Genomic DNA, 16563 nt, shown 5'->3' on the forward strand with positions numbered 1-16563 from the left:
CCGGTCGCAGGCATAGTTTTGAACGGACGGGACGCGTGGCTGACCAGACCACCAATGCATGGCCGGCAGACGCCGGTCCAGCCGATCTGATCTCGCCAAGCCGCAAGCGGGCGGGTTTTGCCCTGATGGCCGCCGCCACGCTTGGCCTGCTGGCGGTGATCGCGCTGGAAATCCTCTACAAGAGTGAAATCACTACGCTCGGTTTCGAGACCTGGCGCCCCATCGTCTACGCCTATGTGCTGTGGGGTGTGGCGCTCGGCGCCGGCCAGGTGCTGACGCGCGGCGAAAATGGCCAGCGCGCGCTGTTCCTGCTGCCGGCGCTGCTGTTCACCATCGCCATGGTGATCTTTCCAACGCTGTTCGGCTTCTACATCGCGCTGACCGACTGGAACCTCTCCTCCATCACCGGCCGGAAATTCAATGGGCTCGACAATTTCTGGCAGATGCTGGCCGACCCGTACTACCGCAACGCGCTGTTCAACATGGTGCTCTACGTGCTCGCGGTGCTGGTCGAATATGCGATCGCCTTTGGCCTGGCGCTGCTGCTCAACGCGCAGATCCGGGCACGCAAATTCTTCCGCGTCGTCTTCCTGATGCCGTTGATGCTGTCGCCGGTCGCGGTGTCGTGGATGGTCGGCAAATCGATCATGGAATACCGGTTCGGGCCGGCCGCGACGCTGGCACGCTATCTCGGCTGGGAAAACCCGGCCTTCTTCTCGGACCCGATCACCGCCCGCATCTCGATCATGGTGCTCGACGCCTGGACCTTCATCCCGTTCATGATGATCATGCTGCTCGCCGGCCTGCAGGCGATGTCGCGCGAGGTGCTTGAAGCGGCGCGCGTCGATGGCGCCACGACATGGCAGACCTTCTGGCAGGTCACCTTCCCGCTGATGCTGCCGGTATCGGTGACGGCGGTGATCCTGCGCATCATCTTCAAGCTGAAGCTCGCCGACATCATCATCACCGTCACCTCCGGCGGCCCTGGCGGTGCCACGGATTCGGTGTCGAGCTTCATCTACCGCGAATACCGCGACCGTTCGAATGTCGGCTACGGCACCATGCTGGCGATGGCCTATCTCGTCATCATCGTCGTGTTCGTGACCTGGCTGTTGAAATTCGCCAACCGCTTCGTGCGCAACGTGAACTGACAAGGGAAAATGAGCGTCCAGACCACCGACTATGTCGCTTCCGAAATCCGCTCGCCGGTGGGCTTTTTGGCCAATCGCGTGTTCATCTATGGCGCGCTGGCGTTCTGGGCCTTCATCTGCCTGTTCCCGATCTACTGGACGATCTCGACCTCGTTCAAGACGGCCGTGGACGTCACCCAGGGCCATCTGATCCCGTTCGTCGACTTCCAGCCGGACTGGAAGGGCTGGCGCTCGCTCGGCCTGTCGCCGGACTCGATCTTCCGGACCTCGACGGTGCGCGACGAGTTCCTCAAGCGCTTCATGAATTCGGTCATCACCTCGGTCGGTGCGTCGAGCCTGGCCATCATCATCGGCAGCCTCGCCGCCTACGGGCTGACCCGCTATCGCTACCAGTTCGCCTGGTTCAAGAACGAGGACATCTCGTTCTTCTTCCTGTCGCAGCTGATACTGCCGCCGGTGGTGCTGGCCCTGCCCTTCCTGGTGCTCTACCGCGAGGTCGGCCTGCTCGACACCCGCATCGGGCTGATCCTGCTCTACACGCTGATGGTGCTGCCGATCGTGATCTGGATCATGCGCGACCAGTTCAACTCGATCCCCGTCGAGCTCGAGGAAGCCGCCTTGGTCGATGGGCTGTCGATCTGGGGCGCCTTTTTCCGCATAGTCATGCCGATTGCGCTCCCCGGCATGGTCGCCGCCTTCATCCTGGCAATGGTGCTGTGCTGGAACGAGTACTTTTTCGCTGCCCTGCTGACCTCGACCGATGCCAAGACCATCCCGGTCATGGTGGCGAGCCAGACCGGCTCGCAAGGCATCAACTGGTGGTCGATGGCAGCGCTCGCCACCGCCGCGATCGCGCCGCTGGCGGTGATCGGAATTGCGCTGGAGCGGTATCTTATCATGGGCATGACGGCTGGGGCGGTAAAATAGGATCCAATACAGGGCAGCGCGGCAAGGCCGCTTATGCCCCAATGAGCACCGATTTTATCCGGTCGCGGAACATCTCCGCGGTCTTGGCGGTGCTGAAGTCTCGCGTCTCAAATCGCTCGCCGTTCACCGTCGTCAGGACGACCGTGTAGGTTGGACCTCCACTGTCCCATTCGATTGTCCGCAGACTGAAGCTGGCTATGTCGCCCGGCAGCACATGATGCCGGCGCAGAAAGATCGGGTTGCGCAGCACGATGTCGATACGCCCGCGGCGGACTATCCAGCGCACCGCCGGGCTGAAGATGGCCGCATATACAAGCGGAATGCCGACGGCATAGGCGCCGAAAATAATGAAGAGAAAGAACGGGCTGGCGACGCTCAACGGCCAGACGCCGCGATAGAGCTCCCATGTCGGCATGACAATGCAGAACAGGCCGGCAAGCCCGAGAAACAGGCGCTTGGCGACATGCATCGGAATGTCGTGCCGCAACCGCCCGTCCCTGCTGATCTCGTCCATGCCATGGCTCCAAGCCGACGATGGCGGCTGAAGGTGAAAAAGCCGTAACGACCCCAAAAGGCGGCAGATGGTCAGGGCTTCAAAATGGCGCGCAGGTGATCGAGGATCATGGCGACACCCTTTTGCCCGAGTTCGGCGGACGCCTCCGGCGCACTTGCCGTGTACCAGCTCGTGTTGTCTGCGAAATGTCCGGCATCGACTGCTTCCGGGCACAGCGCCAGCATCAGGGAGGTCTCGCCGATGCCGGCATGGTCGAACGGGTACTTGCCGTTCATGGCGGCCGACATCAGCGGATGCACCTGCACCCAGTTGAAGAAATTTTCGCCGGCGGCGTGCTCGGCATAATAGTCGGCCATCTCGTTCGAGCCCCACCAGCCCTCGCCGCGCTGCTTTTCGAGGAAGCGGAAGATCGCCTGGCGACCGGCAGTCTTGAAGGCGAGATCGGTCGGCATCCCCGCCGCGAAATTCTCGGTCTGGTGGTGGATGATCGCGTGGATGTTGCGAAAGCCGATGCGTAGCAGGCTGTAGAACAGCTCTTCGCCAAACGGCGCCAGCTGATTGCCCCCGACCTGCACCGAACCGCTGCCTTCGGGTGCTGCCACCACATAGCTCGCCGCGCCGTAGTAGAAGGACGGCAGGATGACGATGTCGGCTTCCTTTTCGTAGAGCTCCAGCGTCTTGATGACGGCCAGCGTGTCCATGCCGACGGCCATGTGCTCGCCGTGATATTCTAGCACGCCGAGCGGGAGGGCGACCGGCCAGTTCTCGGCGATCGCCTTGCGGATCTGGTGCGGCAGCATCAATTCGTAGCGCATCGCGCCTACTCCAAGTTGGTGTGGCGCGCGCGCATGGCCTCGGACGACTGGCCGGTCAGCCCCTTGAGCTTCAGCACCATCACCTCGAACAGCAGGAACAAAGCGCCTTCGAAGACCGAGCCCATCGGCAGCAGCGATGTCTTTTGCGGCCCCTGGTCGCGGGCCATGGTCTGCGCCGGGATCAGCACGGTGAAGTCGGCGAGTGCGGTCGCACTGCCCCCGGCCTCGGCGGTGAGCAGCAGCACCGTCGCGCCGGCGTCACGGGCGACCTGCATCAAGGTCAGCACCGTCGTGGTCTCGCCCGGACCGGAACTGACCAAGAAGACATCACCCGGGCCAAGAGGTGGCGTGTTCATGTCGCCGACCACCGACACGTCGAGCCCAAGGTGATAGAGCCGCATGGCGAGGCCTTTGAGCTGCAAGGCCTCGCGGCCGCAGCTATAGACGACGATTTTTTGCGCGCGGGCAAGCGTTGCGCAAGCAGTGTCGATGCCGGCTTCGTCGACGCGCGCCAGCACGGCGCCCAGCTCTTGCAGGGCGGTCGCGAACATATCCGAGCCGGCATTCGTCATCAGGGTTCCGCCAGGGTTGTGGCCGGGATTTCCGGTTGCGCATTTGCCGGGAAAGGCTTGTTTTTGTTCATGCTATCACCGCGAAAATGCGTGTCCAACACCCGCCGCGGCTTTTGCTGTGCCACCGGCGTGATAGTGTCATGTCAGACAAATCAATCCAGGAAATCTCAAGCGACATGAAGACACGGCATTTCGACCGCATCGGCAATGGCGGCATCGACTTCACCGAACTCGGCTTCGGCAGCGCGCCGCTCGGCAACCTCTACCGCGCCGTCCCCGACGAGGATGCCAATGCCACGCTGGAGGCGGCGTGGGCGACCGGCTGCCGCTACTACGACACCGCGCCGCTCTATGGCTTAGGTCTCGCCGAAACACGCCTCAATGCCTTCCTGCGCGGCAAAAGCCGTGACGACTATGTGCTGTCGAGCAAGGTCGGCCGCCTGCTACGCGTTTGCCCGCCGGAAGAGCGCACCGGCATCGGCAAGTTCTTCGACACGCCGACGCGCCGCGAAATCTACGACTACAGCTACGACGGCGTCATGCGCTCGTTCGAGGCATCGCTGGAACGGCTGGGCGTCGACCGCATCGACATCCTTTTCGTCCATGACCTCGACATCTTCACCCATGGCAGCAAGGAAGCGTCCGACCAGCGTATCGAGGAGTTCATGGCCTCGGGCTACAACGGACTGCTTGCCCTGCGCGACCAGGGTGTGATCAAGGCGTTCGGCGGCGGCATCAACGAATGGGAGGTCTGCCAGACGCTGGCCGAGCGCAGCGATTTCGACCTGTTCCTGCTGGCCGGGCGCTACACGCTGCTCGAGCAGGAAGCGCTTGCCACCTTCCTGCCGCTCTGTGAGAAGCGCGGCATCGGCATCGTGCTCGGTGGCCCCTACAATTCCGGCATACTGGCGACCGGGCCGAAGCCAGGCGCCTATTACAATTACTCCGAGGCGCCACACGACATCATGGATCGCGTCGGCCGCATCGAGGCGGTCTGCAAGCGCCACGGCGTCAGGCTGATCGAGGCGGCGCTGCAGTTCCCGCTGCTGCACCCGTCCGTGGTGTCGGTCATCCCCGGCGGCCAGCGGCCGGCCGAGGTTGAAAGCAACCGCGCACTGCTCGACGCCAAGCCGCCCGCAGCACTTTGGGTCGATCTCAAGCAGGAGGGCCTGATGAGGGCCGACGCGCCGGTGGGCTGAAGGCTCGCCTCAGCGAGCTGACGGCCTGCCGTGTCGCGTTGCCATCGAGGCAAAAGAAAAGCCGGGCGAACCCGGCTTTTCAAGATTCTCTGAAAAGAAAAAATGGTCTTAGTTGACCGCGTCCTTGAGGCCTTTGCCGGCCGAGAACTTCGGCACGGTACGCGCCGGAATCTTCACTTCCGCGCCAGTCTGCGGGTTGCGGCCAGTCGACGCCGCACGCTTGGAGACGGTGAAATTTCCGAAGCCGACGAGCCGTACATCGCCGCCCTTCTTCAGTTCGCCAGTGATGACGGAGAACACCGCATCGACCGCCGACTGTGCGTCACCCTTCGAAATGCTCGCGGATTCAGCGACAGCGGAAACCAGTTCGTTCTTGTTCATAAAAATTCCCTTCCATGAGAAAACCGGAACTCTTCGACTCATCCGGCAGGAAACGGACTTTAGAAAGAAGCGTTGCCGCAACCAAGTCGAAAAGCGCGGAAAAAGTTCGAAAAAGCCCGGAAAAGGTGGGTTTTTCACATGAAAAAGCCGGGCTCAAGGCCCGGCTTTCCATTTGTGCACTGCACCTTTAGTATTTTCTAACGCATGGCCCCGAAAAGCCTAGCCGGTTTTCGGAAAGGACCATGCGCCAGTTCTAGAGTGCTAGAGCGTCCTTTGCGCGTCCAAGTGGACGCGCGGCGCTCTAGTGTGCAAGCGACTTTCCAGCATCGTCGGCGCTGTCGGTCGTGGCCGGCGGATTGACCGGCTCGACCCACTCGATCGGCTCCGGCATGCGCACCAGCGCGTGCCTCAGAACCTCGCCGACGCGTGAGACCGGAATGATCTCCATGCCGTTCTTCACATTGTCCGGAATCTCCGCCAGATCCTTGGCGTTGTCTTCCGGGATCAGCACCTTCTTGATGCCGCCGCGCAGTGCGGCGAGCAGCTTTTCCTTGAGGCCGCCGATCGGCAAGATGCGGCCCCGAAGCGTTATCTCGCCAGTCATCGCCACATCGGCCCGAACCGGAATACCCGTCAGTATCGACACAATGGCTGTCGCCATGGCGGCACCTGCGGACGGTCCGTCCTTCGGCGTGGCGCCCTCCGGCAAGTGCACGTGGATATCGCGCTTGTCGAACAGCGGCGGCTCGATGCCGAAATCGACGGCTCTTGAGCGGACATAGGAGGCCGCCGCCGAAATCGATTCCTTCATCACGTCGCGCAGATTGCCGGTCACCGTCATGCGGCCCTTGCCGGGCATCATGACGCCTTCGACCGTCAGCAGTTCGCCGCCAACTTCCGTCCAGGCAAGACCGGTGACGACACCGACCTGATCGTCAGACTCGACCTGACCGAAGCGGAAGCGCTGAACACCGAGGTAGTCGGCGAGGTTCGCCGCCGTGATGCTCACCGTCCTCTTCTTCGTCTTCAGGATCTCGGTCACCGCCTTGCGCCCGAGCTTCATCAGCTCGCGCTCGAGGCTTCTGACACCCGCTTCACGGGTGTAGGTCTGGATGATGCCGCGGATCGCGTCCTCGCTGACCGAAAATTCCTTCGGCTGCAGCGCGTGGTCGCGAACCACCTTGGGCATCAGGTGACGCTTGGCGATCTCGATCTTCTCGTCCTCGGTGTAGCCGGCGATACGGATGATCTCCATGCGGTCCATCAAGGGCGCAGGAATGTTCAGCGTGTTCGCCGTCGTTACGAACATCACGCTCGACAGGTCGTACTCGACCTCGAGGTAATGGTCCATGAACGTCGAGTTCTGCTCGGGATCGAGCACCTCGAGCAAGGCCGATGACGGATCACCGCGGAAGTCCTGGCCCATCTTGTCGATCTCGTCGAGCAGGAAGAGCGGGTTGGATTTCTTGGCCTTCTTCATCGACTGGATGACCTTGCCGGGCATCGAACCGATATAGGTGCGGCGGTGACCACGGATCTCGGCCTCGTCACGCACGCCGCCGAGCGCCATGCGGATGAACTCGCGGCCGGTCGCCTTGGCGATCGACTTGCCGAGCGAGGTCTTGCCGACGCCGGGAGGGCCGACGAGGCACAGGATCGGCCCCTTCAGCTTCTTCTGGCGGCTCTGCACGGCGAGATACTCGACAATGCGGTCCTTGACCTTGTCGAGGCCGAAATGATCGGTGTCGAGCACGTTCTGCGCAAACGCCAGGTCCTGCTTGACCTTGGAGTTCTTGCCCCACGGGATCGACAGGATCCAGTCGAGATAGTTGCGCACGACGGTCGATTCAGCCGACATCGGCGACATCGTCCGCAGCTTCTTCAACTCGGCTTCCGCCTTTTCGCGGGCCTCCTTGGAGAGCTTGGTCTTCTTGATGCGCGCCTCGATCTCGGCGGCTTCGTCGCGGCCGTCCTCGCCTTCGCCGAGCTCCTTCTGGATCGCCTTCATCTGCTCGTTGAGGTAGTATTCGCGCTGCGTCTTCTCCATCTGGCGCTTGACGCGCGAGCGGATGCGCTTCTCTACCTGCAGGACGGAGATTTCGGCTTCCATGAAACCCATCGCCTTTTCCAGCCGCTCCTTGACGGAAAGCGTGGCCAGCATCTCCTGCTTTTCAGGGATCTTGATGGCGAGATGCGAAGCAACCGTATCGGCGAGCTTGGAATAGTCGTCGATCTGGCTGGCAGCGCCCACCACTTCGGGCGAGATCTTCTTGTTCAGCTTGACGTAGTTTTCGAAGTCGGTGACGACCGAACGGGCGAGCGCCTCGACCTCAACCTCTTCCTCTTCCGGCTCGACCAGCGCGGCAGCGCGGGCTTCGTGGAAGTCCGGACGGTCGGTGAACGAGACGATTTTGGCACGCGAAGCACCTTCGACCAGCACCTTGACGGTGCCGTCGGGCAGCTTCAGCAATTGCAGCACATTGGCGAGCGTGCCGATGTCGAAAATCGCATCGGGCTCGGGATCGTCATCGGCGGCATTCATCTGGGTGGCAAGCAGGATCTGCTTTTCCTGACCCATAACCTCTTCCAGCGCCTTGATCGATTTTTCACGCCCGACAAAGAGCGGAACGATCATGTGCGGGAACACCACGATGTCGCGCAGTGGGAGGACTGCGAAGACGCCGTCGCTGGGAGCCTTGGATATTTTGGCCATTGTCCAACCTTTCATGTCGCGGCCGCTAATTGAGCCAACCGCGAATCTCATATTAACGACCGTGGGTCGTTCCGCCTACCACCGTTTGTGACGGGAGTTTTACAGCACAGAATTCGGCACCACGGCCTTCCAGTGTTAGTTGGATGCACAAGGGGCAAAGATCAAGGGTCAACACGGGCCGTTCGTCCACTCCAGCACTAGGCTTGATACCTCACCACAGCAAAACGGCGCCCAAGGGGCGCCGTTCCATAAAAAGGTTGGGCCAGATGCCATGTCAGGCGCTGACGTTGCCCTTCTTTTCTTTCTGCTCGGAATAGATGTAGAGCGGCCGGGCGCTGCCGGTCACCACTTCTTCCGAAATCACCACTTCGCGCACGCCTTCCAGCGCGGGCAGTTCGAACATGGTGTCGAGCAGGATCGCTTCCATGATCGAGCGCAGGCCGCGGGCGCCTGTCTTGCGCTCGATGGCACGCTTGGCGATCGCCGACAGCGCATTTTCGTGGAAGGTCAGGTCGACACTCTCCATCTCGAACAGCCGCTGATACTGCTTGACCAGCGCGTTCTTCGGCTCGGTCAGGATCTGGATCAGCGCCGGCTCGTCGAGGTCTTCCAGCGTCGCCAGGACAGGCAGACGGCCGACAAACTCAGGGATCAGGCCAAACTTCAGGAGATCCTCGGGCTCGACCAGGCGGAAGACGTCGCCGGTGCGACGATCCTCGGGCGAAGCGACGATGGCGCCGAAGCCGATCGAGGTTTTCCTGCCGCGATCCGAGATGATCTTGTCCAGCCCAGCGAAGGCGCCGCCGCAGATGAACAGGATGTTGGCGGTGTCGACCTGCAAGAACTCCTGCTGCGGATGCTTCCTGCCGCCCTGCGGCGGCACAGAGGCGACCGTGCCTTCCATGATTTTCAGAAGCGCCTGCTGCACGCCCTCGCCCGAAACGTCGCGGGTGATCGAGGGGTTGTCGGACTTGCGCGAAATCTTGTCGATTTCGTCGATGTAGACGATGCCGCGCTGGGCGCGCTCGACATTGTAGTCGGCCGACTGCAGCAGCTTCAGGATGATGTTTTCGACGTCCTCACCGACATAGCCGGCTTCGGTCAGCGTCGTGGCGTCGGCCATGGTGAAGGGAACGTCGATGATGCGGGCCAGCGTCTGGGCAAGAAGCGTCTTGCCGCAGCCGGTCGGGCCGATCAGCAGGATGTTGGACTTCGCCAGCTCGACGTCGTTGTTCTTGCCGGCATGTGCCAGGCGCTTGTAGTGGTTGTGCACGGCCACCGACAGTACGCGCTTGGCGTAGGGCTGGCCGATGACATAGTCGTCGAGGACCTTGAGGATCTCCTGCGGTGTCGGCACGCCCTCGCGCGACTTCACCATCGAGGTCTTGTTCTCCTCGCGGATGATGTCCATGCAGAGCTCGACGCACTCGTCGCAGATGAACACCGTCGGGCCGGCGATCAGCTTGCGCACCTCGTGCTGGCTTTTGCCGCAAAACGAGCAATAAAGCGTGTTCTTGGAATCACCGCTGTTGTTGCCGACCTTGCTCATTTTCCTGTCCTTTCATCGCCGCCCGCCGATGGTCTGGCTGAAACGGCGCATATTCTATCTATCGCGGGAATTCGCCGCCGCCAGTGTCCCGGCTCCCGCAACGCAATCCTTACGAAACACAAATCAGAAAACGTAGCAATGATTCGCGACAACCCCACCCAAAGCTAAGCCGTCGAAAATCAACATAGCATTAACGTAGGCAATCCCATCCGCCGAGGGAACAGCCAATTGTGGCCGAAATGCCGCAAATCCCAGCAAAAGCGTGTTATCCCGCCATCCAACTGCCATGCAGCCTTATGCGGCGACGCCTTCGACCGGCTCGCGCGACGAAATGACCTTGTCGATGAGGCCGAAATCCCTGGCTTCGTCGGCGGTCATGAAATGGTCGCGGTCAAGCGTCTTTTCGATCTCTTCGTAGCTCTTGCCGGTGTGCTTGACATAGACCTCGTTGAGGCGGCGCTTCAGCTTGATGATGTCCTGGGCGTGGCGCTCGATGTCGGACGCCTGGCCCTGGAAGCCGCCGGAAGGCTGATGCACCATGATGCGGGCATTCGGCGTGGCAAAACGCATATCCTTGTGGCCGGCGGTCAGAAGCAGCGAGCCCATCGACGCCGCCTGGCCGATGCACAGCGTCGACACCGCCGGCTTGATGAACTGCATGGTGTCGTAGATCGCCATGCCCGAGGTCACCACGCCGCCCGGCGAGTTGATGTAGAGGTTGATCTCTTTCTTCGGGTTCTCGGCCTCGAGGAACAAAAGCTGTGCACAAACCAGCGTCGCCATGCCGTCTTCGACCGGGCCGGTGATGAAAATGATGCGCTCTTTCAGCAGGCGCGAGAAAATGTCGTAGGCCCGCTCGCCGCGATTGGTCTGCTCGACCACCATCGGAACGAGGTTCATGTAGGTTTCGACGGGGTTCTTCATGACTATCCCTTTTTGGAGATGGGGATTCCGGCGCCGGGAATATGAGCAATCGGGCAGAATCGGTTCTGGACGGTTAGGATGTAAATAGGATGCCGGCTCACCCTAGCGCAAGGCCGCCTTCTCCTAGCCATCTGGTTAAGTCGAATCAAGGTTTCCGCGCAAGGGAGCCCAAACGCGGCCGGCCGTGTTTTCGGGTGTAGCAATTCCTTAACCGCATTGCTTAACGAAATGCGGTGAAACCGCTTTCCCCAGGAGAACCATACCCTACAATTCAACGTTGAACCTGCGTTTTCGCGTTCAAACAGGGGGAGTGTCATGATCAGGAAAACAGCTTCCTTGGCCATTGCCGGCCTTGCCGGTCTCGGCATGGTGTCCGAAGCGGTCGCCGGCGGCCGCGCCGTCGAGTGCTACGAGCCGGTGCACAGGCCGGCGCTCTATGACACCGTCTATGAAGACGTCATGGTCAGCCCCGGCGGGCAGTTGGTCGATTACGACCCGCCGATCTACGGCACGATGGAGCGCGTCGAGCAGATCGCGCCACCCCGCGTCACCTATGAGGTCGTGCCGGCCATCACCCGCACCGTCTATCACACGGTCAAGGTCGACGATGGCGGCTATGCCTGGGAGTGGCGCGTCATCCATGGCCGCCGGGTGCTGTGCAAGATCTGGCGCAAGGCCCGTTATGCGCGTGTCGCCGAAACGGTAGAGATTGAACCCGCGCGTACCCGCCGGGTCGTGCTGCCGGCCGAATATGAGAGCGTTGCGCATGAAGTGCTGGTGCGGCCCGAGCGGCGGCACATCACTGAGATTGCGCCGTCATACCAGCGGGTGGCGCGCCGGGTGGTGGTGCAGGAAGGCTCAACCAGTTGGCGTCGCGTGCATATTGCGAGGCACTGCCAGGATTAGCTTAGGCCACTTCTGCCCGCAGCCATTTCTTAAGACCGACAATATCGCCATCTCCAAGCGCGGCGGCGACGCGCCTGCCGACTGCGGCGCCGAATTTGTAGCCATGGCCGGAACAGGCGGAGACGACCAGGCACCTGCCTTTCTCGTGTGCAAAAAACTTCTCGTCCGCCGTGAAGGTGTAGGCGCAAGTGACGACGTCGGTCACCCTGTACTCCCCGATGCGGGCGATCGGCGGCGAAAACAGGTTGCGGATCGCCTCCCCCTCGCCCGGTACCGGCTCGCGGTTCCAATCGGCGTCGCTGGTCGGCACCTTGTGCAGGGCTGAACCGAATTTCATGCCGGCGCCGCGCGACAGCGGGATCATGTAGCCGTTGGTGCCGCCACCGACATCGAAAAAGATTGGGGCCGCTTGCCATGCCGCCTTGAGGTCCGCCGGCGGTTCGACATAGGCAAGCGCATTGCGAAAGGTTTTCAAGTCGCCGCCGAGTTCCGGAAACAGTTTCAGCACCCAGGCGCCGGCGGTGACGACGATACGGTCGGCCTGCATGGTTTCGCCGCTGGCCAGCACAATATGGCCGACCTCGGCGTCGACTTTCACAACCATGGCGTTTTCATAGACGTTGGCGCCGTTTGTCCGCAGCCATTCGGCCAGGCCAGAAGCGATCTTGCGGCAATGCAGCGCGCCGCCTTCGGGCGAGACATAGGCGTAGCGGATCGAACCCGGTTCGAGGAACGGCCAGCGTTCGACAGCTGCCTCGGGTTCAAGCAGTTCGAACGCGAAATTCGCCTGTTCGCGGTATTCCTCGGCCTTGTCGCCCGGCTCGCGCGAAACGCAGAGGAAGCCCCTGACATCGAGATGGCTTTCCGCGAGATCGACCCACATCTCGTCCCAGGCCGCATAGGCCTCATCGATCAGCCTGCCATAGCCTGCCCCGGCCAGGTAGGCGCGGCGGATGATGCGGTGATGGTCGCCCGAAGCGGCGAGCGGATTGGGGATCGGCCCTTGTTCGACGATGGAAACGCTATGGCCCGCCTTGACGAGCGACCATGCCGTCGAAAGCCCGGCAATGCCTGCACCCACCACGATCACATTCATCGAACCGTCTTTCCGCAGCCCGTTCGGCTGGCTCAATCCATTGGCTTTGGGTGGGCAACATACGGTCTGGCACCAAGCTGGCAAGCCGCGCTAATGGTCTGGCATGACCAAATCCATGCCGCCCTACCTCTCCTTTGATCCAGCCGCGCGCCGTCTTCGGCTCGATCCGCATGAGCCGGCGTTTTTCCAGAACCCTTACGACGCCTACGCCTTCCTGCATGGCGCATCGAACGCCTTCTTCTGGGAAGAATTCGGCTTCTGGTGCTTTGGCGGCTTCGACGACGTCAACCGGCTTTTGCGCGACCGCCGCTTCGGCCGGCAGAGCCCGACCGGTGTTCCCGACAGGCGCGGCGTCGGCATGGATCGCTCGCATCTTGCCGCCTTCGACGGCATCGAGACCAATTCGATGCTGGAGCTGGAGCCGCCGGTGCACACCAGGCTACGGACACTGGTCAACCGCGCCTTCGTCTCGCGGCAGGTCGAACGGTTGAGACCCCGCGTCGAAGCGCTCGCCAACGAGCTTATCGACCGGTTCGAACCCGGCAAGGTCGATCTGCTGCCGTCCTTCGCCTCGCCCTTGCCGATCACCATCATTGCCGAAATGCTTGGCGTGCCGGTCGAAATGGGGCCGCAACTGCTCGACTGGTCGCACCAGATGGTGGCCATGTACATGCACAGCCGCACACGCGAGATCGAGGAAACGGCCAATCGCGCCGCGCGCGATTTTTCCGACTTTTTGCGCGGCTATGTCGCCAAGCGGCGCAAGCAGCCAGGCGACGATCTGTTGTCGTTGCTGATCGCCGCGCAGGAGGATGGCCAGAGGCTCTCCGAAGATGAACTGGTCTCCTCCGCCATCCTGCTGCTCAATGCCGGCCACGAAGCAACGGTGCACCAGACCGGCAACGCCGTGCGCTCATTGCTGGCGCAAGGCGGCGATCCTGGCCGTTTCTTCACCTCGCCGGAGGCGACCGCGGCCACGGTCGAGGAATGCCTGCGCTTCGATGCGCCGCTGCACATGTTCACCCGCTATGCCTATCATGAGATCGAGGTGACATCGGGGGTTGTCGTACAACAGGGCGAGACGATCGGCCTGCTGCTCGGCATGGCCAACCATGACCCGCTTGCCTTTGCCGAACCCGAGGTCTTCCGGCCCGGCCGCGCCGACCAGAAGAACGTCTCGTTCGGCGCCGGGATCCATTTCTGCATCGGCGCGCCGCTGGCGCGGCTGGAATTGCAGGTGTCGCTGAAAACGCTGTTCGAGCGGCGGCCGCAGTTGCGCCTGGCCGAGGCGCCGCGCTTCCGCGACAGCTATCACTTCCACGGGCTGGAAAAGCTCGCGGTGACTTTCCAGGGCAACGCGAAATGAGATTCGCCTTCCTGCAGGAACCTCCTTTCTGCTTCACCGATGCTTCCGGCAAGCTCGGCGGCTGCGACGCAAAGCTCGCCGAGAAGATTGGCCAGATGGTTGAGCTGGCGGATTTCTCGCCCATCGAGACAGAGTTCGCCGACTTGCTGCCCGGAGTGGCCAAAGGCCGCTGGGATATGACCACAGGCCTGTTCATCTCGGACGAGCGCCGAAAGCTCGTCGACTTTACGCGACCGATCTGGGCATTGCCTGACGGGCTGATGGTCGCGAAGGGCGATCCGCTGGGGTTGGCGGGCTACCGCTCGCTCGCCCGGAGCCCCTCGGCGATATTGGCCGTGATCTCAGACCAGATTCAGCATCAAACCGCACTGCAGAACGGCGTTCCCCCCGGACGGATCAAAACATTCGCAACACAGGCGGAAGCAGCGGAGGCCGTGGCGCAGGGTGCAGTGCAGGCCTATGCCAGTGTCGCCATGGCGCATCGAGGTTACATCACCCGCGAACCCGATGCTCGGCTCGACGTCGTCGATGTTCCGGCATCCGAGAAGCAGCCTGCCGCCGGCGCCTTCGCGCTGGCCAAGAACAATGCCGCGCTACGTCAAAAGGTGGATCGGTGCCTGGATGAATTGCTCGGCAGCTCGTGGCACCGGGAGATGATGAGCCAATACGGTTTTTCCGACGATGATATTGACCGGCTGCTGTGGGCCGGCCGCTAGCCGTTAAAGCCTGATCACATATTCCTTGCGGGTGGTCTCGAGCACTTCCCAGGTCCCCTTGAAGCCCGGCCGCAGCACGAAACTGTCGCCGGCGCGCACGGTGCGCGCCTTACCACCATCCTCGGCTATCACCGAAACGCCGGACAGGATGTGGCAGAACTCCCATTCGTCATAGACGATGCGCCACTTGCCGGGCGTGGCTTCCCATATCCCGGCGTAGAGGCCGCCGTCGCGCTCCTCGACGTTCCATGTGCGGAATTTCGGATCGCCCGCAATCAGGCGATCCGGCGCCGGCGCGCCATGCTCGGCGTCGACGCTGTCGATCGATATTGTCTGGTAATGCGCGGACAAGAATTGCCTCCATGAAAGAGCTGGCTTGCGCCGGCTCACCCCCACCCCGGCGCTACGCGCCGACCCTCCCCACAAGGGGGAGGGTAAAGATCAAACCTTGGCCAGAGCCTGTTCCAGATCGGCGACGATGTCGTTGACATCCTCGATGCCGATGGAGAGCCGGACCGTGTCCGGACCCGCACCGGCCTTGACCTTCTGCTCGTCGGAAAGCTGGCGGTGCGTGGTCGAGGCCGGGTGAATGACCAGCGACTTGGTGTCGCCGACATTGGCCAGATGCGAGAACAGTTCAAGCGCCTCGACAAACTTGACGCCGGCCTCATAGCCGCCCTTCAGGCCGAAGGTGAAGACAGCGCCGGCGCCGAGCGGCGCGTATTTCTTCTGCAGCGCATTGTTCTTGTCGCTGGGCAGGCCGGGATAGTTCACCCAGGCGACCTTGGGGTGGTTGGACAGCCAGCCGGCGACGGTGACCGCATTGTCGCAATGGCGCTGCATCCTGAGCGGCAAGGTTTCCAGCCCGGTCAGGATCAGGAACGCGTTGAAAGGCGAGATCGCCGGGCCGAGATCGCGCAGGCCAAGCACGCGCGCGGCGATGGCGAAGGCGAAATTGCCGAAGGTTTCATGCAGGACAATACCGCCATATTCGGGGCGCGGCTCCGACAGCATCGGGTACTTGCCCGACTTCGACCAGTCGAAGGTGCCGCCATCGACAATGGCGCCGCCGATCGAATTGCCGTGACCGCCGATGAATTTGGTCAGCGAATGGACGACAATGTCGGCGCCGTGCTCAATCGGCCGCACCAGATAGGGAGAGGCCAGCGTGTTGTCGACGATCAGCGGCAGGCCGTGCTTGCGGGCGATGTCGCCGATCTTTTCGATATCGACGAAAGTGCCGCCCGGATTGGCCAGGCTCTCGATGAAGATCGCCTTGGTCTTGTCGTCGATCTGGCTCTCGAAGGTCGAGATGTCATTGGTGTCGGCCCAGCGCACTTCCCAGCCGTAATTCTTGAAGGCATGGCCGAACTGGTTGATCGAGCCGCCGTAAAGCCTTGTCGCAGCGACGAAATTGTCGCCGGGCGTCAGCAGATTGTGGAACACCAGCACCTGCGCGGCATGGCCGGAAGCGACGGCAAGTGCTGCCGTGCCGCCTTCAAGTGCTGCGATCCGCTCTTCCAGCACCGCCTGGGTCGGGTTCATGATGCGGGTGTAGATGTTGCCGAAGGCCTTCAGCCCGAACAATGAGGCGGCGTGGTCGGCATCGTCGAAGACGAAGGAGGTCGTCTGGTAGATCGGCGTGGCGCGTGCGCCGGTCGCCGGGTCGGGCTTGGCGCCGGCATGGACGGCGAGCGTGTTGAAACCGGGCGTACGGGTCATCGAAACCTCCCT

16 protein-coding genes are annotated in these 16563 nt (G+C 62.0%); 6 read left to right on the plus strand and 10 right to left on the minus strand.

Going from position 1 to position 16563, the window contains the following annotated elements; genetic code table 11:
• Nucleotides 1–35 precede the first annotated feature (35 nt).
• Entirely contained in the window at nt 36–1151 is a 1116-nt protein-coding gene (locus AC1D1L_RS08585; protein WP_477340445.1) for a carbohydrate ABC transporter permease, read from the plus strand.
• 9 nt (nt 1152–1160) lie between these two features.
• A complete protein-coding gene (locus tag AC1D1L_RS08590; protein WP_112561378.1) occupies nt 1161–2078 on the plus strand; it encodes a carbohydrate ABC transporter permease in 918 nt (305 codons plus the stop codon).
• A 31-nt stretch (nt 2079–2109) separates the two neighbouring features.
• Here AC1D1L_RS08590 and AC1D1L_RS08595 read toward each other — a convergent pair whose 3' ends face one another.
• The 3 genes from AC1D1L_RS08595 to AC1D1L_RS08605 form a co-directional block, all read right to left on the minus strand.
• Nucleotides 2110–2592, minus strand: coding sequence for a hypothetical protein (locus AC1D1L_RS08595; RefSeq protein ID WP_477340447.1), 483 nt, complete (start codon nt 2590–2592; stop codon nt 2110–2112).
• A gap of 71 nt (nt 2593–2663) precedes the next feature.
• Complete coding sequence (locus tag AC1D1L_RS08600; RefSeq protein ID WP_436259656.1) at nt 2664–3407, minus strand: creatininase family protein; 744 nt, start codon at nt 3405–3407, stop codon at nt 2664–2666.
• A gap of 5 nt (nt 3408–3412) precedes the next feature.
• Entirely contained in the window at nt 3413–3979 is a 567-nt protein-coding gene (locus AC1D1L_RS08605; protein ID WP_477340449.1) for an SIS domain-containing protein, read from the minus strand.
• 176 nt (nt 3980–4155) lie between these two features.
• Between AC1D1L_RS08605 and AC1D1L_RS08610 the strand changes: the two genes are divergently transcribed.
• Nucleotides 4156–5178: an aldo/keto reductase gene (locus AC1D1L_RS08610; RefSeq protein WP_477340761.1), complete on the plus strand. Its 1023-nt coding sequence runs from the start codon at nt 4156–4158 to the stop codon at nt 5176–5178.
• 108 nt (nt 5179–5286) lie between these two features.
• Here the strand turns inward: AC1D1L_RS08610 and AC1D1L_RS08615 are convergent, their stop codons facing one another.
• The 4 genes from AC1D1L_RS08615 to clpP all read right to left on the minus strand — a co-directional run bounded on the left by AC1D1L_RS08615 (nt 5287) and on the right by clpP (nt 10745).
• Complete coding sequence (locus tag AC1D1L_RS08615; protein WP_112392385.1) at nt 5287–5559, minus strand: HU family DNA-binding protein; 273 nt, start codon at nt 5557–5559, stop codon at nt 5287–5289.
• A gap of 301 nt (nt 5560–5860) precedes the next feature.
• On the minus strand, nt 5861–8272 hold the full coding sequence (gene lon / locus AC1D1L_RS08620) for an endopeptidase La (protein WP_477340451.1): 2412 nt from the start codon (nt 8270–8272) through the stop codon (nt 5861–5863).
• A gap of 274 nt (nt 8273–8546) precedes the next feature.
• A complete protein-coding gene (clpX, locus tag AC1D1L_RS08625) occupies nt 8547–9821 on the minus strand; it encodes an ATP-dependent Clp protease ATP-binding subunit ClpX (RefSeq protein ID WP_023682305.1) in 1275 nt (424 codons plus the stop codon).
• Nucleotides 9822–10115: 294 nt separating this feature from the next.
• A complete protein-coding gene (gene clpP, locus AC1D1L_RS08630) occupies nt 10116–10745 on the minus strand; it encodes an ATP-dependent Clp endopeptidase proteolytic subunit ClpP (RefSeq protein WP_192253416.1) in 630 nt (209 codons plus the stop codon).
• 315 nt (nt 10746–11060) lie between these two features.
• On the opposite strand from clpP, the gene AC1D1L_RS08635 reads away from it, so the two are divergent.
• Nucleotides 11061–11651: a hypothetical protein gene (locus tag AC1D1L_RS08635; RefSeq protein ID WP_477340455.1), complete on the plus strand. Its 591-nt coding sequence runs from the start codon at nt 11061–11063 to the stop codon at nt 11649–11651.
• Nucleotide 11652: 1 nt separating this feature from the next.
• On the opposite strand, the gene AC1D1L_RS08640 is transcribed toward AC1D1L_RS08635, so the two are convergent.
• Nucleotides 11653–12747: an NAD(P)/FAD-dependent oxidoreductase gene (locus AC1D1L_RS08640; RefSeq protein ID WP_477340457.1), complete on the minus strand. Its 1095-nt coding sequence runs from the start codon at nt 12745–12747 to the stop codon at nt 11653–11655.
• Nucleotides 12748–12850: 103 nt separating this feature from the next.
• Between AC1D1L_RS08640 and AC1D1L_RS08645 the strand changes: the two genes are divergently transcribed.
• Complete coding sequence (locus AC1D1L_RS08645; RefSeq protein WP_477340459.1) at nt 12851–14113, plus strand: cytochrome P450; 1263 nt, start codon at nt 12851–12853, stop codon at nt 14111–14113.
• Entirely contained in the window at nt 14110–14829 is a 720-nt protein-coding gene (locus tag AC1D1L_RS08650) for a transporter substrate-binding domain-containing protein (RefSeq protein WP_477340461.1), read from the plus strand. Before AC1D1L_RS08645 ends, AC1D1L_RS08650 begins: the two co-directional genes overlap by 4 nt.
• Nucleotides 14830–14832: 3 nt before the next feature.
• On the opposite strand, the gene AC1D1L_RS08655 is transcribed toward AC1D1L_RS08650, so the two are convergent.
• Nucleotides 14833–15180 carry a cupin domain-containing protein gene (locus AC1D1L_RS08655; RefSeq protein WP_477340462.1) on the minus strand — a complete coding sequence of 116 codons (348 nt, stop codon included), beginning with the start codon at nt 15178–15180 and terminating at the stop codon, nt 14833–14835.
• 90 nt (nt 15181–15270) lie between these two features.
• On the minus strand, nt 15271–16551 hold the full coding sequence (locus AC1D1L_RS08660; protein ID WP_477340464.1) for an O-acetylhomoserine aminocarboxypropyltransferase: 1281 nt from the start codon (nt 16549–16551) through the stop codon (nt 15271–15273).
• Nucleotides 16552–16563: the final 12 nt, after the last annotated feature.

This window comes from Mesorhizobium sp. P2_D6 (genome assembly GCF_056404315.1).